The organism is Siphonobacter sp. SORGH_AS_1065, from assembly GCF_030818595.1.
Lineage (GTDB): Bacteria > Bacteroidota > Bacteroidia > Cytophagales > Spirosomataceae > Siphonobacter.
This window is the reverse complement of the sequence record NZ_JAUTAM010000004.1, coordinates 1,655,904-1,677,811: the sequence shown is the minus strand read 5'-3', so window position 1 is coordinate 1,677,811 and position 21,908 is coordinate 1,655,904. Positions and strand designations below refer to the sequence as shown.

General features: G+C 44.6%; 20 protein-coding genes. 11 read left to right on the top strand and 9 right to left on the bottom strand.

The genetic code is table 11. From position 1 onward, the window contains the following. Positions 1-67: 67 nt before the first annotated feature. Complete coding sequence (glyA, locus tag QE390_RS07640; protein WP_106636417.1) at positions 68-1,363, bottom strand: serine hydroxymethyltransferase; 1,296 nt, start codon at positions 1,361-1,363, stop codon at positions 68-70. A gap of 284 nt (positions 1,364-1,647) precedes the next feature. On the opposite strand from glyA, the gene QE390_RS07635 reads away from it, so the two are divergent. Beyond that, positions 1,648-2,607: an MlaD family protein gene (locus tag QE390_RS07635; RefSeq protein ID WP_106636416.1), complete on the top strand. Its 960-nt coding sequence runs from the start codon at positions 1,648-1,650 to the stop codon at positions 2,605-2,607. A gap of 165 nt (positions 2,608-2,772) precedes the next feature. Here the strand turns inward: QE390_RS07635 and rdgB are convergent, their stop codons facing one another. Further along, positions 2,773-3,345, bottom strand: a complete 573-nt coding sequence (gene rdgB, locus QE390_RS07630) for an RdgB/HAM1 family non-canonical purine NTP pyrophosphatase (RefSeq protein WP_106636415.1) — start codon at positions 3,343-3,345, stop codon at positions 2,773-2,775. A gap of 358 nt (positions 3,346-3,703) precedes the next feature. Beyond that, a complete protein-coding gene (locus QE390_RS07625; RefSeq protein WP_307141694.1) occupies positions 3,704-5,815 on the bottom strand; it encodes a thioredoxin family protein in 2,112 nt (703 codons plus the stop codon). Between the two features lie 270 nt (positions 5,816-6,085). Between QE390_RS07625 and QE390_RS07620 the strand changes: the two genes are divergently transcribed. The 3 genes from QE390_RS07620 to QE390_RS07610 all read left to right on the top strand — a co-directional run bounded on the left by QE390_RS07620 (position 6,086) and on the right by QE390_RS07610 (position 9,352). Beyond that, positions 6,086-6,856, top strand: coding sequence for a TerC family protein (locus tag QE390_RS07620; RefSeq protein WP_106636413.1), 771 nt, complete (start codon positions 6,086-6,088; stop codon positions 6,854-6,856). Between the two features lie 150 nt (positions 6,857-7,006). Beyond that, positions 7,007-8,494, top strand: a complete 1,488-nt coding sequence (locus QE390_RS07615; protein ID WP_106636412.1) for an amino acid permease — start codon at positions 7,007-7,009, stop codon at positions 8,492-8,494. 228 nt (positions 8,495-8,722) lie between these two features. Next, positions 8,723-9,352, top strand: coding sequence for a thioredoxin family protein (locus tag QE390_RS07610; RefSeq protein WP_307141693.1), 630 nt, complete (start codon positions 8,723-8,725; stop codon positions 9,350-9,352). A gap of 81 nt (positions 9,353-9,433) precedes the next feature. Here the strand turns inward: QE390_RS07610 and QE390_RS07605 are convergent, their stop codons facing one another. Together QE390_RS07605 and QE390_RS07600 are read right to left on the bottom strand one after the other, a co-directional pair. Further along, a complete protein-coding gene (locus tag QE390_RS07605) occupies positions 9,434-10,351 on the bottom strand; it encodes a DUF2167 domain-containing protein (RefSeq protein WP_307141692.1) in 918 nt (305 codons plus the stop codon). 152 nt (positions 10,352-10,503) lie between these two features. Continuing rightward, a complete protein-coding gene (locus QE390_RS07600) occupies positions 10,504-11,223 on the bottom strand; it encodes an outer membrane beta-barrel protein (RefSeq protein WP_307141691.1) in 720 nt (239 codons plus the stop codon). Positions 11,224-11,392: 169 nt separating this feature from the next. On the opposite strand from QE390_RS07600, the gene QE390_RS07595 reads away from it, so the two are divergent. Together QE390_RS07595 and QE390_RS07590 are read left to right on the top strand one after the other, a co-directional pair. Continuing rightward, positions 11,393-11,977: a 5-formyltetrahydrofolate cyclo-ligase gene (locus QE390_RS07595; RefSeq protein ID WP_307141690.1), complete on the top strand. Its 585-nt coding sequence runs from the start codon at positions 11,393-11,395 to the stop codon at positions 11,975-11,977. 320 nt (positions 11,978-12,297) lie between these two features. Next, positions 12,298-13,290 carry an aspartate-semialdehyde dehydrogenase gene (locus QE390_RS07590; RefSeq protein ID WP_307141689.1) on the top strand — a complete coding sequence of 331 codons (993 nt, stop codon included), beginning with the start codon at positions 12,298-12,300 and terminating at the stop codon, positions 13,288-13,290. A 27-nt stretch (positions 13,291-13,317) separates the two neighbouring features. Here the strand turns inward: QE390_RS07590 and QE390_RS07585 are convergent, their stop codons facing one another. Next, positions 13,318-14,244, bottom strand: a complete 927-nt coding sequence (locus QE390_RS07585; protein WP_307141688.1) for a hypothetical protein — start codon at positions 14,242-14,244, stop codon at positions 13,318-13,320. 211 nt (positions 14,245-14,455) lie between these two features. Here QE390_RS07585 and uvrB point away from each other — a divergent pair, with 211 nt between their 5' ends. Both uvrB and QE390_RS07575 read left to right on the top strand, forming a co-directional pair. Further along, a complete protein-coding gene (gene uvrB / locus QE390_RS07580; RefSeq protein ID WP_307141687.1) occupies positions 14,456-16,471 on the top strand; it encodes an excinuclease ABC subunit UvrB in 2,016 nt (671 codons plus the stop codon). A 74-nt stretch (positions 16,472-16,545) separates the two neighbouring features. Next, positions 16,546-17,091, top strand: coding sequence for a hypothetical protein (locus QE390_RS07575; protein WP_307141686.1), 546 nt, complete (start codon positions 16,546-16,548; stop codon positions 17,089-17,091). 70 nt (positions 17,092-17,161) lie between these two features. Here QE390_RS07575 and QE390_RS07570 read toward each other — a convergent pair whose 3' ends face one another. Continuing rightward, complete coding sequence (locus QE390_RS07570) at positions 17,162-17,578, bottom strand: helix-turn-helix domain-containing protein (protein WP_307141685.1); 417 nt, start codon at positions 17,576-17,578, stop codon at positions 17,162-17,164. A gap of 99 nt (positions 17,579-17,677) precedes the next feature. Here QE390_RS07570 and QE390_RS07565 point away from each other — a divergent pair, with 99 nt between their 5' ends. Beyond that, positions 17,678-18,322 (top strand): NAD(P)-dependent oxidoreductase, encoded by a 645-nt coding sequence (locus QE390_RS07565; protein ID WP_307141684.1) that lies wholly within the window; start codon positions 17,678-17,680, stop codon positions 18,320-18,322. Positions 18,323-18,557: 235 nt separating this feature from the next. On the opposite strand, the gene QE390_RS07560 is transcribed toward QE390_RS07565, so the two are convergent. Continuing rightward, a complete protein-coding gene (locus QE390_RS07560) occupies positions 18,558-18,710 on the bottom strand; it encodes a hypothetical protein (protein WP_157830286.1) in 153 nt (50 codons plus the stop codon). Positions 18,711-18,766: 56 nt separating this feature from the next. Beyond that, the gene (locus QE390_RS07555) at positions 18,767-19,372 is read right to left on the bottom strand and encodes a PepSY-like domain-containing protein (protein WP_307141683.1); all 606 of its coding nucleotides are present in this window, start codon (positions 19,370-19,372) and stop codon (positions 18,767-18,769) included. Positions 19,373-19,636: 264 nt separating this feature from the next. Between QE390_RS07555 and QE390_RS07550 the strand changes: the two genes are divergently transcribed. Next, positions 19,637-20,236, top strand: coding sequence for an RNA polymerase sigma factor (locus QE390_RS07550; RefSeq protein ID WP_307141682.1), 600 nt, complete (start codon positions 19,637-19,639; stop codon positions 20,234-20,236). Next, a complete protein-coding gene (locus QE390_RS07545; RefSeq protein WP_307141681.1) occupies positions 20,233-21,840 on the top strand; it encodes a hypothetical protein in 1,608 nt (535 codons plus the stop codon). Before QE390_RS07550 ends, QE390_RS07545 begins: the two co-directional genes overlap by 4 nt. Positions 21,841-21,908: the final 68 nt, after the last annotated feature.

Genomic DNA, 21,908 nt, shown 5'->3' with positions numbered 1-21,908 from the left:
GATTTGAAGAGTAAACTTCAAAGCTTTTAAACTGTTTCAAACGATCTTCAACCTTATAATTATTTAATTAGCGGTACAGCGGGAAGTTTTCAGTCCAGGCATTTACCTTTTTCTTCACTTCTGCGATGTAGCTTTCATTTTCGTTGTGCGTTAACACGTCGTCAATCCACTCTACAATTTGTAGCATATCATTCTCTTTCAAACCACGTGTCGTCATAGCAGCCGTTCCTACCCGCATACCGGAAGTAACGAAGGGAGACTTATCGTCAAAAGGAACCATGTTTTTGTTCACCGTGATGTCAGCTTTGATCAGCGTGTTTTCAGCTAATTTACCTGTCCAGCCTTTGGGGCGGAGGTCAATAAGCATCAGGTGGTTATCCGTTCCGCCAGAGCTGATTTGATACCCTTTATCGATAAAGGCCTGAGCCATTACCTGAGCGTTTTTCTTTACCTGAATGGCATATTCGCCGAATTCTTCCGTCAGAGCTTCACCGAATGCTACGGCTTTAGCCGCAATCACGTGTTCCAGCGGGCCACCTTGCGTGCCGGGGAATACGGCAGAATCCAGCAGGCTGGTCATGGTACGAATGTCCCCTTTAGGCGTGGTAATACCGAAAGGATTTTCGAAATCTTTACCCACCAGAATCAAACCACCACGAGGACCACGCAGCGTTTTGTGCGTCGTTGTCGTTACGATGTGGCAGTGTTCCATGGGGTTATTCAACAACCCTTTGGCAATCAGAGCCGAAGGGTGAGAAATATCCGCTAATAATAAAGCTCCGATTTGATCAGCGATGGCACGCAGACGAACGTAATCCCAGTCACGAGAATAGGCTGAAGCACCGCAAATCAGCAGGCGGGGACGCTCACGTAGAGCGATTTCTTCTACTTTATCCCAATCGATCAGACCCGTTTCCTGTTCTACACCGTAGAAGAAAGGCTGGAAATATTTACCCGAGAAGTTTACAGGAGAACCGTGTGAAAGGTGACCCCCGTGAGCCAGACTGAAACCGAGGATTTTATCACCAGGGTTCAGGAATGACAGAAAAACGGCTGCGTTTGCCTGAGCTCCCGAGTGAGGCTGAACGTTTGCCCAGCTAGCTCCGAATAATTCTTTCGCCCGGTCAATAGCCAGTTGTTCCACTTGGTCAACCACTTCGCAGCCGCCGTAATAACGTTTACCGGGAAGACCTTCAGCGTATTTATTCGTTAATACACTGCCTTGAGCTTCCATCACTTGCTTAGACGTGAAGTTTTCAGAAGCGATCAATTCAATGCCATATTCCTGGCGATGAGCTTCTTTCTCAATGAGATCGAAAAGTTGGGTGTCGCGTTCAATGCGGGAAGCGGTAACCGTTGACATGGCTATAAAGCAGGTTATGTAAATGGTAGATTTTTTCGCTAAATTAATCTGATTGTCAGTTTATTGGCTTTCCAGAAAAGGCCTAACTAACACAGAAAGACAAAGGTACACCGGAAACCTAAGCTTGCCAAATCCTAAGGTCTGGCTCAGTGTTTTTAGAATCCTATTCTGCAATTTCCCGGTTATGGGCTACTTTTGGGAGTTTTCTGTCTAAATAGTCAGTATCGCATACCAATACCTTCTGCCTGAGTACTGACTATTGTTCAATGAACGTTTGAAAAGCCATGTCAAAAGAAATAAAAGTTGGAATAATGACCCTGGTTTCAGGGCTTGTCTTGTACTTCGGATTCAACTTTCTGAAAGGGTCCGATCTGTTTTCCAGTTCCCGAGATTATTATGTGCTGTATGATAGTGTAGATGGACTAACCTCCTCCAATCAGATTATGCTCAATGGCGTAGCGGTAGGTCGAGTTAAAGAAACCCGTATTCTCACGGAACATAATAATAAAATTCTGGTAACCCTCACGCTGGACCAAGACATTCCCCTCACTACCAACACGGTAGCTCTGTTAGGTGATAACGGGCTCATTGGGGGGAAAGTAATTCAATTGCAAATTGGCAAAGGCTCGGCCATCGCTGCTGGCGATACACTTAAAGGAAATAAACAGGCGGGCTTAACGGCGGCTTTACAGGATAAAGCTTTGCCCATTATGACTGACGCGGATTCACTGATTCGTAATCTGAATGTAGTCGTTTCTCGTTTCAAGCAAACGGGCGACGTGCTGAATCAGTTACTGGCCAATGTGGATGAAACCGGGCTGGCTCTGCGGGCTACGATCAATGAAAACCGCAAAAACCTGACGGGTATTACTACCAACCTGAGTAAGTTATCTGCTCAACTGGTAGAAACGGAAAAAAGCATTAAGCCCATTATGGCCAAGGCCAATACCTTCACGGATTCGCTGAATGCCCTTCGTTTAGGTCAGACCGTAGCAAAAGCGAACCAGACCGTAGCTGAATTACAGGCCATGTTGCAGGCGTTGAAAGAAGGTCAGGGAACCGCTGGAAAATTGCTGAAGGATGATCAGTTATACACCAACATGAATCAGTCGATTCGGGATTTGGATAAACTGCTCGTTGACCTTCGCCAGCAACCCAAACGTTACGTTCATTTCTCTGTTTTTGGAGGAGGGAAGAAAGGCAAAAAAGCCGCTGGCGATACGCTGGGGAATGGGGAGAAATAGTTGTTAGTTGATCTGTAGTTAATAGAATAGCCTTTAGAAGGTCGCTGCCAGCTTTTCTGCTGGCAGCTTTTTTATGAAATAACCGCAAGCAAGGGGTAAACTAATTTTGATTCAAGCCTATAATGCTGCCAGCGAAAAAGCTGGCAGCGATACTTAAAGTGATCCTTAGACAGTCGTCAAAAACTCTACCATTTTCGTAACTGCTCGGGTGCGGTGGTTGATGGCGTTTTTTTCTTCCATGGTCATTTCACCAAAACTACGATCAAAACCTTCGGGCTGAAAAATAGGGTCGTATCCAAAGCCGTGATCGCCACGGGGAGCCTCTAGTATGGTTCCTTCCACGATTCCTTCAAACTGATAAATCTCTTCTTGAATAATCAGCGTGATAACCGTACGAAAACGAGCTGAGCGATCGGTAACTCCTTCCAACTGAGTTAATACCTTCTGCATATTCGCCTGAGCATCCCGTGAACCCGAATAAAAAGCGGAGTCCACACCGGGTTCGCCATTCAAAGCCGTAATCTCTAGTCCGGTATCATCGCCGAAACAATCAACATTGTAGTAATCAGCGAGGTACTTGGTTTTTTGGAGTGAATTGGCTTCCAGCGTCCGTCCGGTTTCGGGAAGTTCTTCGGTACAATCAATATCAGCTAACGTTTTTAATTCAAAGCTAGAGCCCAAAAAAGTCTGAATTTCGTCCAGCTTATGACGGTTATTGGTTGCGACGACTAGTTGCATCTTTCAGAGTTTGAGTTTCGAGGTTTTGAGTTGGATGTTGTATCCTACTGATTGTTCTCAAAACCTTCTTTTTAGATTCAAAGGTAAATCGGCTGTCATTAAAGAAACATAAAGGGCTGGCTAAAATTTACGTTCGTTAGGCTTTAGGGCACAAGTTTAAGCTGTCATCTTGAACAAAGAGAAAGACCTTACTTGTGAATGTAAGCGGAGTCTGAAGAAGGCGAGTTATGTTCAATTCCCGATAAGTTCCTTCGTTTCGCTATGGAAGCCAGACTTGGGGCCAAATTCAAACCCCAAGTCTGGCTTCATTACTCCAGAAAGAAAAAAGCCATCCTGTTAAAGGGATGGCTTTTCATCATTACTTCTGCTGACTGAATTTTGCTTTTCCTTCGTCGAGATAGCTGATAAACTTCTCCACATTAGGCTCGTAAGCAACCGCTTTTACCAGTGGTGTTGCATCATTATTAGGGTCGATTAACACGTATAGGGGCTGTGCGTTAAAGTTATACTTTGAAATTTCAAAGTCCAGGTTCTGATCGCCGATGGCGGTTTTGGGTTTGCCGTCCACTTTCGAAACGTAATGTTCACTTTCGGGAAGCTCGGTTTTGTCATCCACGTACAGCGAAATGATGATGTAATCTTCGCGTAAACGTTTCAGTACTTCCGGCTGACTCCAAACCGTTTCTTCCATCTTCCGGCAATTCACGCAACCGTGACCCGTAAAGTCAATAAAGACAGGTTTGCCCACCTGTTTTGCATAGGCAATGCCCTCTTTGTAATCAAAGAAACCTTCCAGTCCGTGAGGTAACTTCAGAAAATCGGCGTACTTCCGTCCCGCCGGTAAGGTGCTGCCTGTTCCCTGTTGTGCAGTAGGAGCATTGTGATGCAGGTTAAATTCCTGCGAAGTTTCGGGAGGTAATAAACCCGAAAGTGGTTTTAGCGGAGCTCCAAATAAGCCGGGAATCAGATAGACCACAAAGGAGAAAATTACAATGGCGAACAACGTACGGGGAATCGAAACGCGATCTACCGGGCTATCGTGAGACATTAATACTTTGCCCAATAGATTGAAGCCCATCAGTGCAAAAATGACAATCCAGAGGGAGAGATATACTTCACGGTTCAGTAAGCCCCAGTGATAGGTTTGATCAGGAACACTCAGGAATTTTAACGCAATAGCCAATTCCAGAAAACCCAACTGAACTTTCAACGTGTTTAGCCAGCCACCCGACTTAGGCATGGTTTTCAAAAAGCTCGGAATAAAGGCTGCAATCACGAAAGGTAAGGCGAAGGCCGTACCGAAACTGATGTTTAGTAAAGCCGAATCCCAGATACTGCCTTTGGCCGCCAGAATGGCTGCTGTACCTACAATCGGAGCCGTACACGAGAATGAAACCAGAGCCTGAGCAAAAGCCATAAAGAAAATACCGCCCCAACCACCTTTATCGGCCTGAGCGTCTACTTTATTTACAAAGGCACTGGGTAAATTCAGCTCGAAAGCTCCGAGGAACGACAGGGAAAAGAGAACGAAAATCAGGAAAATAAATACGTTGGGAATCCAGTGCGTACTTATAAAATTCACAAATCCGCTACCAAAGACGGCGGAAATCAGCGTTCCGAAAAAAGCGAAAATCAGAATGATCGAAACACCGTAGAACAGGGCTTTCGTCATGCCTTCCATCCGCGAATCGACGCGTTTAGTAAACATGGCCACCGTCATCGGAATCATAGGATAGACGCAGGGCATTGCTACTGCCGCTAACCCCGCTAGAAAGGCTAATACAACATCGCCGAAGCCAACCCCACTTTTCTGATCTTTAGCCTCTTCTGGAGTTACAGCGGCCTCCGTTACTGGTGCCCATCCCGTCGCTATAGTATCCGTATCTTCCGTGGTTGGTGCAACTACTGTGGAGTTGGCCGTATCAGCAGGCGTGCTGGTTACAGCGGGCGTTTTTGCTTCTTCGGTTTTGGGAGCTTCCGTAACGGGCGTTGCCGCCGCAATTACTTTCAGTTTGGTGAGATTAAAATCACCATCATTAATGGGAATGCATAAGCCATCGTCCTGGCAAACCTGACCGCCAATGTTTCCTTCAATTTTAGCTCCTTCTTTCAGAATCTTGACGGTTTGGCGAAAGGCAGGCTTCCCTTCAAAAAAGCGAACTTTCCCGTCGAAGATTTCGTCCATTTTTTCAATGGGCTTACTCGTCGTGCGGAATTTGCCTACGGTTTCGTACGCATCACTTTTCTTCAACTTGATTACCGTTGGCAGAGGTCCCACGTCGGGATCCTGATCGGGAGAGAAGATATGCCATCCGCTGTTTACATCAACTTCTACAATCACGTCTACCGTTTCGCCCACCTTAACTTCGTTTTTGGAAAGGGAGAACTTCAGGGCGTAAGGCTTGACCACCTGGGCCTGAGCCGCGATGGCCGTCCATACCCAGAGAGATAATACTAGTAACTTTTTCATGAATGTTGAATGAGTCGAGGACGATGAATGGGGAAAACCAATGAGCAGATTCCTCCGTCCTGCGTCATCTATGCACTGATATTAGTCGGCAACGCAAAATAAATCAGGATAGTTTAGTTTTTGAAAAGGAAGTGTGTTAATCCTGCTTATCCAACGATTTATAGTAAATAATTGCCGGAGGATCGCATTAAAATGAAGCTTTTAGCCCTCCATGCCTTAAATTTGCTGGGTATGGGCCTACACTCTCCCAATTTTCTTTGATAAATCAGAATGGATTTTCTACACCAAATACTCGGGAATGACCTGGAAGCCGCCGGCTTTGTTATCCTGAATTTGATCCTGATTGAAAGTTTACTGTCCGTAGATAACGCCGCTGTATTGGCTACGATGGTCATGGACCTATCGCCTGAACAGCGTAACAAAGCTCTGAAATACGGTATAATTGGTGCTTACTTATTTCGGGGGCTTTGTCTGCTGGCGGCTACCTGGCTCGTAAAAATCTGGTGGCTAAAACCCATCGGCGGAATTTATCTGCTGTATCTCTGTTTCAGCTACTTTTTCAAAGGCTCTCAGCCCGAAGAAGAGCACGAAATCCAGAAAAAAGATTCCTGGTTTTACCGGAATACCATTGGTTTGCTTGGCAAGTTCTGGGCAACCGTTGCTCTGGTCGAAGTGATGGATCTGGCCTTTTCCATTGACAACGTTTTTGCCGCCGTTGCTTTCACCGATAATATCTATCTGATCTGCACGGGCGTCTTCATCGGAATTCTGGCGATGCGTTTTGTGGCTCAGTCTTTCGTGAAACTCATGGAGAAATTTCCTTTTCTGGAAGGAGTTGCTTTTCTGGTCATTGGGCTTTTAGGATTGAAGCTTATGTCTTCCGCGGCGTGTCATTTCTTCAAGGAAACCGCCATTTGCACGTTTCTGGAGGGCGAAGAAGCGGACTTGTACGTATCCATTGCAACGGTCGTTCTTTTTGTCGTGCCCGTTTTAGGGTCACTTCTTTTCAATGTCCCGAAACGGCATATAACAGAAGATTGATCCAGTTTCATTTCTTGAATAGCTTCAGTTAAAAAAGCAGACACGTTTGCGGTAACGCTCTGTTTTTTTGCATATTTGAAGAATAATATTTTGCCGCTTCATTGATAACCTAGACAACATTTTAAATTTTACTCCTAACGGAACATTTGTATGGCGAACATTTGGGTAAAGAAGCCCCTGAAACAGTTACTAAACGAGGCGGAAGCCACAGGTGAAGGCTCATTAAAACGAACACTTACCGCTGGAAACCTGATTGCTCTGGGGATTGGAGCGATCATTGGGGCGGGTCTTTTCGTACGTACGGCTGCCGCCGCTGCTGATAGTGCCGGTCCTTCTGTAACGATTTCTTTCATTCTGGCCGCTGTGGGTTGTGCCCTGGCTGGTTTATGCTACGCTGAATTTGCTTCCATGATCCCCATCGCGGGTTCTGCTTATACGTATTCGTATGCAACTATGGGTGAGTTTGTAGCCTGGACCATTGGTTGGGATTTAGTATTAGAGTACGCTTTGGGTGCCGCAACGGTTTCCATTGCCTGGTCCGAATATCTGAACAAGCTTCTGGCCACGATCTTTGGGACTGAGATCCCTTATCAGTGGTGTCATTCACCCTTTCAGGTTTCAGAGTTGGGTACGCATGGAATTATGAATATTCCGGCCGTATTTATTCTCTTCTGTATAACCTTGTTGTTAATCCGTGGCGTTCAGGAATCAGCGACCGTTAATGCAGTTATCGTTGTACTGAAAGTAGCGATCGTCGTTCTCTTTATTGCTCTGGGCTGGCAGTACATTAACCCTGCCAACCACATGCCTTACATTCCTGAAGCAACGCGAGTGACTGATTCCGCAGGTGTAACCCGAGACTTTGGTGGGTTCTGGGGAATTGTGGGCGGTGCAGGTACCGTATTCTTCGCTTTCATTGGTTTTGATGCCGTTTCAACCGCAGCTCAGGAAGCGAAAAATCCTAGCCGTGACATGCCGATTGGTATCCTCGTTTCGCTCGTGATTTGTACCATTCTTTATATTCTTTTTGGTCACGTATTAACGGGAATTGCTAACTATACGGAATTCCGTACGGCAGGTAAAGAAGCATCGGTGGTGTATGCCATTCAGAAATATATGCACGATTACCAGTGGTTAGGCACTTTGATCACCGTGGCTATTTTGGCAGGTTTCTCATCCGTAATTCTGGTGATGTTGTTAGGTCAGTCTCGGGTGTTCTATTCAATGGCAAACGATGGTCTGGTACCTAAAGTATTCAGCCAGTTACACCCTAAATTCCGCACGCCTTACCGTTCGAACATGTTGTTTTTTGTTTTCGTAGGTATTTTCGCTGCTTTCGTTCCTGGTGACGTGGTAGGTGATATGACCAGTATTGGTACATTATTCGCCTTCGTTCTGGTATCACTCGGCGTGGTAATCATGCGTAAAACGGATCCGAATGTACCTCGTCCCTTCAGAACACCTTTCTCACCCGTAGTGCCTATTTTGGGTGCAGTTACCTGTCTGTTAATGATCTATGGACTAGGTCAGGAAAACTGGCTTCGTCTGATCGTATGGATGGCCCTGGGTTTGGTGATCTATTTTGGTTATAGCGTTCGTCGGAGTAAACTTCAACGTCCCGGAGCTGGTGAAGAATAAGCACTTCTTACAGCTATGATATACCTTAAAGGGCGGCTCTGCATCCAGAGCCGCCCTTTTACATTTGTCTTTGATAATCATATAGTTTTACGGCAGGTAATAAATAAATATTCACGAGTATTCGTTATTAACCGATTGAGGAATAATCTTGTGAAAGAAAAATAAATCCGCCAGAGCCGTCTTATCTAATCCGGGAAGTACAAAGCTCAAAAATTATTACCGACTACTATGAATACGAGAATTTATAGAACCTGCCTCTGGATAGGTCTGCTAGCCTGGAGTACGCTGAAGGCTGCCGATCATCCGACTGATCAGCGGGGATATAATATTGGAGAAACCGTTGCCAATTTCGTGCTGAAAAATGTAGATGGCCGAATGTTGGGTCTGTCCGAATTTAGGGCCAGCAAAGGAGTCATTGTGGTATTCACAACGAATCACTGCCCCTACGCGAAAGCCTATGAAGACCGCATTATTGCTCTGGACGCCAAGTATAAATCGCAGGGTTTTCCGGTATTGGCCATTAATCCCAATGATCCTTCGGCTTATGAAGAAGATTCCTATGAAAACATGAAAGTAAGAGCCAATGCCAAGCGTTACCCCTTTCCGTATCTGTTTGATGATACCCAGAAAGTGGCAAAGAACTTTGGAGCGAGTCGTACGCCTCAGGTTTATATTCTGGTTCGGGAAGGCGATAAATTTACCGTTCAGTACATGGGTGCTCTGGATGATAATTCACAGGACCCCTCTGGCGTAACCCGGAGATATGTAGAAGATGCCGTTAATAACCTCATTCAGGGTAAACCCGTCATGTTGAACGTAACCAAATCGGTGGGTTGTGCGATTCAGTGGAAGGAATGATAACGAAGAATAGATTTACTAGTTAAATAAAAGAGCTCGGTCCTACCGAGCTCTTTTATTTAACTAGTAAAGTGGTTGTAACTAAGCTTCAGTTGAAGAGGTGGGATCTTCTTCAATTTCTGGAACCAGTTCTTCTTTTTTACGACCTAAGAAGAATCTCTTTATAACTCCCCAGCCCGCAGCAATAGCTACGATGATGGCTTTCCAAAACTTCAATATCAGTGCTAGGAATCCTACTTTAGTCAGAATCTTACCTGCTACCAAACTTCCAATGGTCCAGGCCGCAACATTATCCACATCGGGAAGATAGTCAGCGTATGTACTGCCGGGATTAAAAGTAATACTGCCTAAAACTTTGTCGATATTTGCTTTTACTTCAGGAAGTTCGCTCATAGATGCAACAGCATTAAGCATGAAAATTCCTTTTCTTCCTAAAATTCGAAGATTATAGTTTAACGTATGTTCATCACTATCTCCAAATTTCAATTCCTTAGCCCAGTGAAGTACTTTTTTATTACTATCATAATAAGGTACAGAAGCCCATTTAACTAACTCGAATGGGGGATAACCCTGCTTAATTCTTTCAGGATTAGCCTCGTCAATTTCTTCCTGTTGTTCTTTTAAAAGATCATCGTAATTGATGTCTTGGGCATCATCGTCTTTGACATAACCCATAGCATCATAGCTAATGGTAAAGACCCAGCTTTTTTCTCCTAAGACACCGTGATTGACAGGAACAAGTAATCCCAGAATAGATTCATCGGCTGGATTACCCCATAAGTCCGTTAAGACATACTGGCTTTGTTTCTTGTCGAGAAATTGAAAGCCTGCCGGAACCGTGAGCGTAGCATTGCCTTCTTCCAGCTTAATAACACCAGTCTGATAGCGAAGAGATTTTTCAATTTTTTCATGTTCAAGCTTTAAGCTATCTAGATTTTGAGCTTGAAGAGATGATAATGCGAATAGTAATAAAGATAGGAAAAGGAATAATTTTCTCATGGACAAGGTTAGTTTTGGAATTAATATTTTAATTGATTATGGACTTTGTAAATATATAAATATTAAGAATTAATTTAAATGTTAATCGGGCTTTTAAAAGCAACGATTTATCGCTTTTAAAAGCCCGATTAAGAGGGAAGTATGGAACTATATTATAAACGAATTCCAAAATTAATCGCACTCATTTCGGGACCTTTATTGGTTTGGAAAACATTATTTAAATCATATTGAACAAAGAAGGAACCCGCTTTGCGGAAGGCAATGTCAAGAGCTACGCCGTAACGTATGTTATTCATGTAAAAGCGACCATGATCGCGACTTTTGTTACCATCCTGATCTTTGATTTTCGTGTAACTGTCCAGTCTCATACCCGCATAACCCCCGAAACTGACCTGAGAAACCACTCCTTCGCGGAACACTACTGTGGGCATTACTGGAATATTAAGGTAAGCGGCAGTTAATTTACTTTTCTGTAGAGGACGACCCGCTTCGGGGAAAGTAACCTGTCCATTGGCCGCATTAACTACGTTGTTTTCCTGAAACATGAAGTTATTCCAACTAACTTCCACGCCCGTTTTCAACGCGAAGGCGGCTTTGTTGCCTTTGTATAAGCGAAAACGGTGAGAAGAACCGATGGATACGAAGCGACTTCCCAGTGGACGAAGGTCATAACCTGAGATGCCATTCGAGTTTTTTACGTTCAGAGCATTGAGTCCGAAAGAGAAATCCATACCGTGGGTCACAGCAGGAATCCAGCTTAATACCTTAACTGGTTTGGTAGGTAAGGTGGGTAACGTATCAGCAGGGGCTTGTCCAAAAGCTACCGAAGCAAAGGTGGATAAAGCGGCGATGGCAATTAAGGAGCGTTTCATGGCTATGTCTATTTAGAAGGTTCTTTTAACAGGAATTCTTTACTTTCGAATTCAATTAGCAGATGTGCAAGCCTGGAAGAAGGTGAATGATATCAGTAGTAATGGTCAATAAGCGGGAAGAAAGGTTGAAATCGCAGATAAGAATGGCTTGAGACCGAAAAACAGCGTTATGACTAAAGCAGAACTACGAAAAGAATTCCGTCAGAAACGGCAGGGATTAACCGATGAGGAACTAGTTATCCACAGTCAGGCGATTGCTCAACATTTAATTCTTTCGTCGCTGGTAACCTCTATTCACACCTTACACGTTTTTTTGCCCATTCGAAAGAAGAAAGAGGTGGATATGTATGAAGTTATCCACAGAGTTCAAGAGAGTTATCCACAGATCAATATAGTGGTTTCACGGTCTAATCCAGATACCAGACGGTTAACCCACTATTTACTAACCGCAACTACTGAAATTGTGGAAAACCAATGGGGAATTCCTGAGCCCGTACCGGGAACTTCGCCGGAAATTGCGGATGCTGAAATTGATGCAGTCCTGATTCCGTTAATGGCTTTCGATCTGGCTGGAAATCGGGTAGGGTACGGCATGGGCTTTTACGATCGGTTTTTATCCCGTTGTCGGCAGGAGGTCCAGAAGATTGGCGTTTCATTTTTCGAGCCAGTACCGCTCATTACGGATATTACCTCAGATGATGTGCCTTTAACGGCCTGCATTACTCCGCAGGAGATTTGGCATTTTATGCACTGAGCTAGCCTTTGTTTGGGAATACTTTTCAAAAGAAAATAAAAAAACGGGGTAACTGTTTTTCAATCGCCGAGAAACCCCTTACTTTGCGGCCAATTCGACAATTCGTCACAGTGAACACAAAGAAAATTAAATAGAACCTTCGGAGTGAGCGGGGCCTCGACCCTCGTTTGCCAGAATTGTTTTGTCGGTTTTCTCTCCTTCACGGTGACGAATTTTTTTATGTCCATACCTCAACACTGGTACGAAAATTGCTGTTGAATATGAGCATATTACGAAAACAAGAGTCTATTTATTCACTATAATTTCTTCGTTACAAAACAATGAAAGTTGCTGTAGTTGGAGCCACCGGCCTCGTGGGTGGTGAGATGTTAAAAGTATTGGAAGAACGTAACTTCCCCATCACCGAACTCATTCCGGTCGCTTCTGAGCGTTCTGTGGGTAAAAAAGTAAGCTTCAAGGGACAGGAATATACCGTAGTTAGTTTTGAAGATGCCATTGCTGCTAAACCAGCAATCGCCATTTTCTCAGCGGGCGGTAGCACTTCTCTGGAGCTGGCTCCCAAGTTTGCAGAAGCAGGCATTTTTGTAATTGATAACTCTTCAGCCTGGCGGATGGACCCTACGAAAAAACTCGTAGTACCCGAAATCAACGCTCACACGCTGACGAAAGAAGATAAAATCATTGCAAACCCCAACTGTTCAACGATTCAGATGGTGGTGGTGTTGAACCCGCTGCATCAGCAATATAAAATCAAACGCGTAGTCGTTTCGACGTATCAGTCTGTAACAGGTACGGGTAAAGCGGCGGTCGACCAGTTATTTGCCGAGCGTAAAGGCGATGATACGGTGAAAAAAGTATATCCTCACCCCATAGACCTGAACGTACTTCCTCACATCGACGTATTCCTGGATAACGGCTATACGAAAGAGGAAATGAAAATGGTGAATGAAACCAAGAAAATCATGGGGGATGAAACCATCGCGGTAACGGCTACTACGGTACGTATTCCTACGATTGGTGGTCACTCAGAGGCGGTTAACATCGAATTTGAAAACGACTTCGATCTGGAAGAAGTACGGGCTATTCTGGAAAAAGCTCCCGGTGTAGTGGTTCAGGATGATCCGAAAAATCAGGTATATCCGATGCCATTAACGGCTCATGGCAAAGATGAAACCTTCGTGGGTCGCATCCGTCGGGACGAATCTCAGCCGAACACCCTGAACTTATGGATCGTAGCTGACAACCTGCGTAAAGGAGCAGCCACGAACGCCGTTCAGATCGCTGAATATCTGAATACAAATGAGTTAGTATAAAGTTATTACTAATGAAGAAAGAGCGGGCTAGTAATTACTGGCTCGCTTTTTCTTTGTTCGAAATTCTCCTAGTCGATAAATATAACCGAACTGGATAGCGGGCTTGCGGGCGTTATTACCTATTGTACAAGATGCCAAATGCCTTTCAACCTGAAAGGCCAGCATGATATTTGAAGTATTAAACCATTGAGGGCCGGTATAATCTTTCGTAATGGTTTTTCCCCAGGTAGCTTTTAGAATCATAGCTCCTTCGTTGTCGGGGAAATGATTGAAAACCAATTCACTCGATAAAGCCAGCGTTGTTAACCCTCGGGAAGAAGCAACGATCCAGTTATCCGTATATTCTCTTGAGCCTAAGCCTACGTAACGAGAGTGATAAATGGTCTTGTTAGGTATTTTCTGGCGAATATCATACAATGAGCCATATTCCTGACTGTAAGCCCATTCAATTCCTAGGTACCGCCAATTGACATTTTTTCCCCCGCCAATACATGCATTTAGGTGAGCACTACCCCTCATGCCCCAACCGTAAAAGTGATACGTTCCCGCGTATTGACTGAATAATCTCCCATAGCTGGGGCTAGATGTATGACTCGTGGTATCGTATTCTGAAAAGGTATAAGGACCAATGGCATACGTTCCAATAAAGCCAAAAGTTCCGTAAGAGATACTTGCATTTCTCCAGCTATGAGCTCTGCTTACTTGTGCTAACCCAAATTTATAGCCATTTTTTGATGCGTTAGTAGCTCTATTGTAACCATCGCCCACGGTATAAACGCCACCCACATACCATGCTGAATGAACACCGCTGTCTTTAGGAGCGAAGGGTTTAGGTTGATAAATCAGATCATGAGCATGAAGTCCAGCTCCGAGTCGGTAATTACGTACCGTTTGGCAGCTAGTCAAATATACCGTCACAATACAGAAAAAGCAGAAGTAATAAAGGCATTTCATAAGGATAGGTGCAGGGTAACTAATGGATTACATCAACTACGCGAAAGACCCCAAGTTTTTTCAAAAAGTTGGAATGGAAAGGCTTTTTTAAGCGTTACTGTCTGGATGGCCCGAATCGTATCTTTCTGACCATTTTTTAGTAGTTTCACTCATTCGAAAAGGGCTGATTGTCCTTTCGATTTTTTTGTGTAAAGAAGCTGAACCGAACGCCATGAATTTTGAATTAACCTCTGAATATCAGCCCACGGGCGACCAGCCCAAAGCCATTCAGCAGCTTGTTGAAGGAATTAACCGAAATGAACCGGCTCAGGTCTTGCTGGGGGTAACCGGCTCGGGTAAAACCTTTACGGTAGCTAATGTTATTAAAGAAATTAATCGTCCGACGCTGATTCTCAGCCATAACAAAACGCTGGCGGCTCAATTGTACGGCGAATTCAAGCAGTTCTTCCCCAATAATGCCGTCGAGTACTTCATTAGTTACTACGATTACTACCAGCCCGAGGCGTATATCGCCACGACGAATACGTACATCGAGAAAGATCTTGCCATTAATCAGGAAATCGACAAACTTCGACTTTCAGCCACTTCAGCGTTGATGTCTGGTCGGCGGGATGTGATTGTGGTGGCTTCGGTTTCGTGTATCTACGGTATGGGTAACCCCGACGAATTCCGTAAGAGCATTATGCGGGTGGGGGTCGGAGAGTTATACTCTCGAAACCAGTTCCTGTATCGCCTGGTTGAGATTTTATATTCGAGAACGGAAGCCGATTTCGCCCGGGGAACGTTCCGGGTGAAAGGGGACACCGTTGATGTTCACTTACCCTATGCAGAGTTTGGGTATCGTTTCATCTTTTTTGGGGATGAAATCGAAGCCATTCATCGGATTGATCCGGCATCGGGTAAGAAGATTGGCGAAGAAAACCGCGTAGCCATTTTCCCGGCCAATCTGTTTGTAACGGGTCGCGATACGCTGGCCCGGGCCATGCACGAAATTCAGGATGATCTGGTAGAACAGATCAAATTTTTCGAAAAAGAACTGCGTTTGCAGGAAGCCGACCGAATTAAGCAACGGACGGAATTCGACATGGAAATGATGCGGGAGTTAGGGTATTGCTCGGGTATTGAGAACTATTCCCGTTATTTTGATAACCGATTACCCGGCCAGCGACCTTTCTGCCTGCTGGACTTTTTCCCCGAAGATTACCTCATGGTGATTGACGAAAGTCACGTAACTGTTCCGCAGATTCGGGCGATGTGGGGCGGTGACCGTTCGCGTAAGGAAGCTCTGGTTGATTATGGGTTCCGCTTACCTAGTGCTCTGGATAACCGTCCTTTGACTTTCCAGGAATTCGAAAGTATGGCCTTACAAACGCTCTACGTTTCTGCTACGCCCGCTGATTATGAATTACGCCGGAGCGAAGGGGTTGTTGTTGAACAAATCATTCGCCCAACGGGTCTATTAGATCCGGAAATTGAAGTTCGCCCCAGCATTAACCAGATTGATGATTTACTGGATGAAATTCACGATCGCATTAAACGTGAGGAGCGGGTGCTGGTAACCACTCTGACCAAGCGAATGGCCGAAGAGCTTTCCAAATACCTGGATCGGGTAGGCGTGAAGTGCCGGTATATTCACTCGGAAGTAAAAACGCTCGAACGGGTCGAAATTTTGCGGGAGTTACGTTTGGGTATCTTTGATGTACTGGTGGGGGTTAACCTCCTGCGGGAAGGCTTGGATTTACCGGAAGTTTCGCTGGTTGCGATTATGGATGCTGATAAAGAAGGGTTCCTGCGGGATATTCGTTCACTGATTCAGACGATTGGTCGGGCGGCCCGGAATGATCGCGGTAAGGTATTGATGTACGCCGACCGCATTACGGGATCCATGGAAAAAGCCATTAGTGAAACGGCTCGTCGCCGGGCCTTACAAATGGAGTATAACGCCGATAATGGGATAACTCCGAGAACGGTACGTAAATCGAAAGACGTAATTCTGGAGCAAACCAGTATTGCGGATGTCATGGGCAAGCCCTCACGAAACTATTATGTGGAACCTCAGGAGATCTCGCTGGCTGCCGACCCTGTGATGGCCTATATGGATAAAGATGCTATTAACGAACGCATCAAACAGGTGCAGAAAGAAATGGAGCAGGCCGCTAAAGAACTCGACTTTATGAATGCTGCCAAGCTTCGGGATGAAATGCTGAGTTTGAAGAAGATGTTGTAGTTATTATTCTATTTTTGAGTCCGCTGGTGAAATGTTCATCAGCGGATTTTTTATAGAACCTACATCTTTATTCCATGTCTCAAGTCGGTTTTCTCCCCTGGGTGGGAGATAAGTATTTTGAAAGTAAGCCCCGTATTCTGATTTTAGGTGAATCGCATTACGGACAACCTGAAGATTATTCGAACGACTTTACTCAATGGGTAGTAAATGAGTATGCTGTGAAGCCAGCAAACCGTCTTCGTTTTTTTACTACGATTGCTAATACCATTACTGGTCATTCCGGCTGGATGGAAGACGAGAAGCGAAGTGAATTCTGGCACAGCGTTGCCTTTTATAACTACATCCAGGAGTTAGTAGGAACAGGAGCAAGAATTCGGCCTAGCGATGAGATGTGGGTCCAAGCTCAAGCATTGTTTTTCGAAACGTTAACTACGCTCAAGCCTGAGATTGTGATCGTTTTAGGAAAGGAATTAAGCTGGTACGTACAGGATGCACTAAAAAATAAGGTAATCGGTGAAACGCATTTCTGTTACTGGGCTCATCCGGCTGCACCAAAATATTTCAAGAAGGAAGAATACTTTAAAGAAATTCAGGAGGTAAAAAGCAGATTTAAATCTTAATATTTTCTTATAAACATCCCGAAAGTTGTGCACTGGTGCACGTTACCTTTCGGGATGTCCATCTCTGCCGCTAGTTCTCCGAGTATTTCTGCCGAGCCTTCACAATCTCTGCCTTGTACATATTGGCCCATTCGGCGAGGTCAATCATTCGTTGCAGCAGGCTTCTACCTAAAGCAGTCAACTGATATTCCACCCGAGGCGGAACTTCGGCATATACCTGTCGCTGAACCAGCCCGTCTTCTTCCAGACTTCTCAACGTAACGGTCAGCATTCGTTGGGAAACGTCACCAATCTGAGCCTTTAACTCATTAAAACGCAGCGTTCCGGCATTGCCTAAGTGGATAATCGTTAGGAATGACCACTTATCCCCAATCCGGTCAAGAATGCCACGAACGGGGCAGACGCCGAGTCCATCGGTGTTACTGAAAATTTTTTCTATTTTTTCCTGAACCGGATTTTCCTGAGTATCAACAATAGTTACTTCCATGTGCCTTAGTTATCGAAAAATGCCTTCTTGTAAGGCTTAAACCATTGATTTACTTTTGAGTTATTAAAAGTAACCAAGGAAACAAAAATAACTAATAAAATGAAAATTGCACTCATTGGAGCTACTGGATTTGTAGGAACCGCCGTTTTAAACGAAGCTTTAAACCGCGGTCATGAAGTAACGGCCATCGCTCGGAATACCGATAAAATCACGAATACGTCCGAATTTTTAACGGTGAAAGCGGGTGATGTTCAGACCAAAGAAGAAGTAAAATCACTGGTAGCAGGTCATGATGCCGTTGTGAGTTCTTACAACGCGGGCTGGACTAACCCAAACCTATACGAGGATTTTCTCAAAGGATCACAAGCCATCCTGGACGGAACGAAAGAAGCGGGCGTCTCGCGTCTGATCGTTGTGGGCGGGGCCGGAAGTTTGTATGCTGCTCCAGGAGTACAATTAGTAGATACGCCTCAATTCCCCGCAGAATGGAAAGCCGGAGCTACTTCTGCCCGTGACTTTCTGAATGTAATTAAAAAAGAATCAACGATTGACTGGACGTTTCTAAGCCCAGCCATCGAACTCGTTCCTGGCGAACGTACAGGACAATATCGTACGGAATTGGAAAGCCCCGTTTTCGATGAAAAAGGCAAAAGCCGAATCTCGGTAGAAGACCTGGCTGTGGCTATTGTGGATGAATTAGAAAAGCCACAATTTGTACAAAAACGCTTTACGATTGGATACTAACAGGAAATCTAAGGTTATTACCCAAATAAAGCCTGAAATCTACAATCCGTCGAAGAAGCCTTCGTGGTCACTATGGTTACGTTACCTTTGAATTGACAATAAGGACAAGTGGCGACTTGAGTCTTATAAAGTACATATTCAGTAACGTGACACCAAGGCGGTGGAGTCACATGATCTACATTAACCCCACATTCCTTTTAGGAGCGTGGGGTTTCTTTTTGATGCCTCCACCGCTCTACAGAATAGCGTATGCTATGAGAATAGTCATACTCATTACTACCATTTCAATCAGCCACTCCGAAAGGGGTAATGTTGAATTTTCGGCTTCCTTCCAGTCTTGAGTCTGTTCTTTGGTTGCCTTGGGTTTGCTTTCCAGTAATGATTCCATGAGAGCGGGAGTTATGCGTGAATGAAAAACCCGGTAGGTTCTCTACCGGGTAACTATTAATGACGTTTCTTCGGACGAGCTTCTTTTGCGAGTTCTTCCACGAAAGTTCCGCTTGCGTCAAAACGTAATACTTTGATAGAGTTACCACTTTTAATGGCTACGAAATAGACGCCATCCGCATTTTTACCTGCTTTCTCAAGCGTAGCACCGGCGTAATGGGCAGTGATATAAGTAGTAATGCTGGTGGGTAAATCAGCCAGAGCCACTTCCGTAAGTTTCGCCTTCTTCTGGTAATGACTTAATTCCTGAACGAAGACTCCCGCAGCAGTAAATAGTAATGCTTTGGGCTTATTATCTACTGTAATACCCACAATCAGATTACCTTTTTCGTCGCTGGCGGCCAGTTTAATCGTTGCGGTTGGGTAAGTCTGCTGAATGTACGTGGTAATAGCTGAAGGCAAAGTCGAAATATCAACTGCCGTTAGTTTTCCTTTGCATTTCTGTTTGGTAACCGAGTCCGCAGCAACGGCAACCCGGGCAGCCGAAAGTGTCATCACTTCCGCCGCTTCTTCCGTTGACGTAGAGGTCGCTAGGTCTTCACGATTACAACTCATCAGGCAAGTCCCGATCAGTATTACTAAAGCAATCCAATAGTTTTTCATAAGTTATTAAGGGGTAAAATGTGTTTGATAGCGAATACGCAGGTTTTCGGAACTGCGTTGCAAAGCCTCGGAATAGTTTTATTTTTTTAATGAAAATTAAATCAGACAAGAGAGTAATCATCTGTCAATCAGATATATTAGCAGACGAATCGCCACAGTTTAGTAGTAGCTCGAGTAAGGGCAGTAAAAAAGTTTGTGGTGGCTTGCAACGCCAGGGGCTACGGCTGCGTAAAGGCATAACAAAGGACCTTAACCACGATCATTTTGTTTTTCCGGAAAAAATCATCCTTTTCTGATGATGACCTCGAAGGGGTCATTCAGGCCTGCTTGTTGGAAGACCAGCGGGCCCAGCGGGTGCTTTTCCAGCAGTTTTTCAGTTATGCCAAAAGTATTTGTCTGAGGTATTCTTCAAATGTGGAAGAGGCGGAAGAGATTTTGAATGAGGGGTTCTTTAAGGTATTTAAAAGCCTGCCTAATTACGATACACAATTACCTTTCAAGGCTTGGTTACGTACGATAATGGTTAATTCTGCGATTAGTCATTTCCGTAAAAATCAGAAATTTCATAGTGAAATTGGTTTTGAAGCCATCACTGAGCCGGCTTTGGACGAAGGAATTGTGGATCAGATTTCCGCAGAAGAAATATTAGAACTGGTTCAGCAGTTACGTCCCATTTACCGATCTATTTTTCTCATGCACGTCGTGGATGGATATCAGTTACGGGAAATTGCTGATCAGCTAAATGTAAAGGAAGGAACCGTACGCTCACACTTTGCCCGAGCCCGCGTGATTCTTCAGCAAATGGTTATGGAATCCTATCCTGATGTGGTACAAAAAAACTGGGGGAATACGTCTTTGCCATGAAAACGGATCGTTTCAATGAAGCCATCCGACGAAAGTTGGAAGGGATTGAGCCTCCTTTCGAAGAAAAGGATTGGTCTGCATTCCAGGCTTTTTCCAAGCAGCAGATGCCCGTCTCGTGGTGGGCCAAAACCGGAGCCAAATGGGTTGGCTACGGAGCTTCCGGTTTGGTAGCTTCCGTCTTGATTATTACCAACATTATTCAATATCAGCAGAATAAAGAGTTAAAACAGACGGTTGCCCAATTGCAGCAGGAAGTAAAGCAGCAAGCCGCTCAAACGCGAGTACCCGAATCTTATACCCTTCAAACCCCTTCGAATGAATCAACTTTACCTCATCCTTCCGTTGAGAAACGAAGTCCATCGGGTTCTTCAGTGGAAAATCATCCGGCAGAAGAAGCATTGGTGATTGACAAGTTGGAAAAAACGGAAGCTGTTACTTCAACTGAAAAGCGAAGTGCTCCCGTACAAAAATCACAACGTCCAATCATAGAAGCTGAGAAAAATGAATCTGTCGCGATTGCTGAAGATCGGCCTTCAGTAATTAGGAAAGGTACTATTTCTACGGAAGTAAAGGGTAATGTAACGGAAGAACGGGTTACTAAAGAGTCAGATACTGAACCTCGCTATAGCAATCAAGAGCTTATTCAGGAACGTAAAAGCGTCAGGGCTGGCTCTAATCAGTTCAGTAATGAACGTTTTGCTAGTCCTAAAGATAAGCGTAGCCATTCAGGTAACTCGAAGAAACGAGCAGTTGGAGAAACGTCTTCGGAGGAGCTAAACGCTAGTTTGGTAGAGGCTCAGAATCGATCAGCCGTTGAAGTTTTATCAGCCGTTACTACTAAAACATTAGCCCCCAAACTATCCTTTGAAGCTTTTCCGGGTGGGGTGCCAGCGTTCGCCAAAATTCCGGTCAAACGTAAGTTCTACAATTGGGCGGCAGGTTCTTCCTCCTCTACGGTAACTTCCGAAAAAGTAGCGAAAGCTCCTAAAATTCGTCTACCCAAAGAGAATAGCATTAATGTTCGGGCGGGAGTTGGTTTGGATCTTGAAAAAAATTACGTTGGAAAATCCTTACTAGCGGGGGTAAATTTCGGCAAGCACTGGGGACTTTCATTAGGGTTGAGTAAAGGAGTCATTCAGGGTCAGCAGTATAAAGACGAGCGGGTATTTATGGAACGAAATCGATTTGATTTCAAGAGACGGTATGTTCCTCATATTCCACCCATTCCGATTTTTGTGGTCAAAAATATTTCTACGGAAGCAGAGGTCGTTCGAATGCCCGTAGCCGTGAATTATCGGGTCCCATTGCAAAAATCCTGGACATTCTATGCTTCTGCGGGAACAACGTTTGATCTGAAAGTAGAAGAGAAATTTAAGTTTGACCTCGAAAAATGGAATAATAATCCCATTAGAGATCAAGTGATTGCCAAACCCTGGCAAGCTTCTGTTTTCAATAACGTGAATGCGGGTGTGGGAATTGAAAAGCAATGGAATCATTTGGTTGTGCAGGCTGAAACGTACCTGGCTCCAAATCTGAAAAAATGCTCTTTCCGGCAGGAAAAAGCCCCCGCTGGTTTGCGAATCAGAGCCCTATATCAATTCTGAAAATAGATTTTTGTGAATATTACCGTGAGCCCCTGTTTTCAGAGGGCTCTTTTTGTGAATTTACCTTA

Excerpts from the sequence above, each read along its gene's own strand:
- QE390_RS07585 (WP_307141688.1), bottom strand. The coding sequence starts at position 14,244 with ATGAAATGCCTTTATTACTTCTGCTTTTTCTGTATTGTGACGGTATAT.
- QE390_RS07610 (WP_307141693.1), top strand. The coding sequence starts at position 8,723 with ATGAATACGAGAATTTATAGAACCTGCCTCTGGATAGGTCTGCTAGCC.
- glyA (WP_106636417.1), bottom strand. The coding sequence starts at position 1,363 with ATGTCAACGGTTACCGCTTCCCGCATTGAACGCGACACCCAACTTTTC.
- QE390_RS07620 (WP_106636413.1), top strand. The coding sequence starts at position 6,086 with ATGGATTTTCTACACCAAATACTCGGGAATGACCTGGAAGCCGCCGGC.
- QE390_RS07555 (WP_307141683.1), bottom strand. The coding sequence starts at position 19,372 with ATGAAAAACTATTGGATTGCTTTAGTAATACTGATCGGGACTTGCCTG.
- QE390_RS07570 (WP_307141685.1), bottom strand. The coding sequence starts at position 17,578 with ATGGAAGTAACTATTGTTGATACTCAGGAAAATCCGGTTCAGGAAAAA.
- uvrB (WP_307141687.1), top strand. The coding sequence starts at position 14,456 with ATGAATTTTGAATTAACCTCTGAATATCAGCCCACGGGCGACCAGCCC.
- rdgB (WP_106636415.1), bottom strand. The coding sequence starts at position 3,345 with ATGCAACTAGTCGTCGCAACCAATAACCGTCATAAGCTGGACGAAATT.
- QE390_RS07560 (WP_157830286.1), bottom strand. The coding sequence starts at position 18,710 with ATGGAATCATTACTGGAAAGCAAACCCAAGGCAACCAAAGAACAGACT.
- QE390_RS07635 (WP_106636416.1), top strand. The coding sequence starts at position 1,648 with ATGTCAAAAGAAATAAAAGTTGGAATAATGACCCTGGTTTCAGGGCTT.
- QE390_RS07615 (WP_106636412.1), top strand. The coding sequence starts at position 7,007 with ATGGCGAACATTTGGGTAAAGAAGCCCCTGAAACAGTTACTAAACGAG.
- QE390_RS07625 (WP_307141694.1), bottom strand. The coding sequence starts at position 5,815 with ATGAAAAAGTTACTAGTATTATCTCTCTGGGTATGGACGGCCATCGCG.
- QE390_RS07605 (WP_307141692.1), bottom strand. The coding sequence starts at position 10,351 with ATGAGAAAATTATTCCTTTTCCTATCTTTATTACTATTCGCATTATCA.
- QE390_RS07545 (WP_307141681.1), top strand. The coding sequence starts at position 20,233 with ATGAAAACGGATCGTTTCAATGAAGCCATCCGACGAAAGTTGGAAGGG.
- QE390_RS07595 (WP_307141690.1), top strand. The coding sequence starts at position 11,393 with ATGACTAAAGCAGAACTACGAAAAGAATTCCGTCAGAAACGGCAGGGA.
- QE390_RS07590 (WP_307141689.1), top strand. The coding sequence starts at position 12,298 with ATGAAAGTTGCTGTAGTTGGAGCCACCGGCCTCGTGGGTGGTGAGATG.
- QE390_RS07575 (WP_307141686.1), top strand. The coding sequence starts at position 16,546 with ATGTCTCAAGTCGGTTTTCTCCCCTGGGTGGGAGATAAGTATTTTGAA.
- QE390_RS07600 (WP_307141691.1), bottom strand. The coding sequence starts at position 11,223 with ATGAAACGCTCCTTAATTGCCATCGCCGCTTTATCCACCTTTGCTTCG.
- QE390_RS07565 (WP_307141684.1), top strand. The coding sequence starts at position 17,678 with ATGAAAATTGCACTCATTGGAGCTACTGGATTTGTAGGAACCGCCGTT.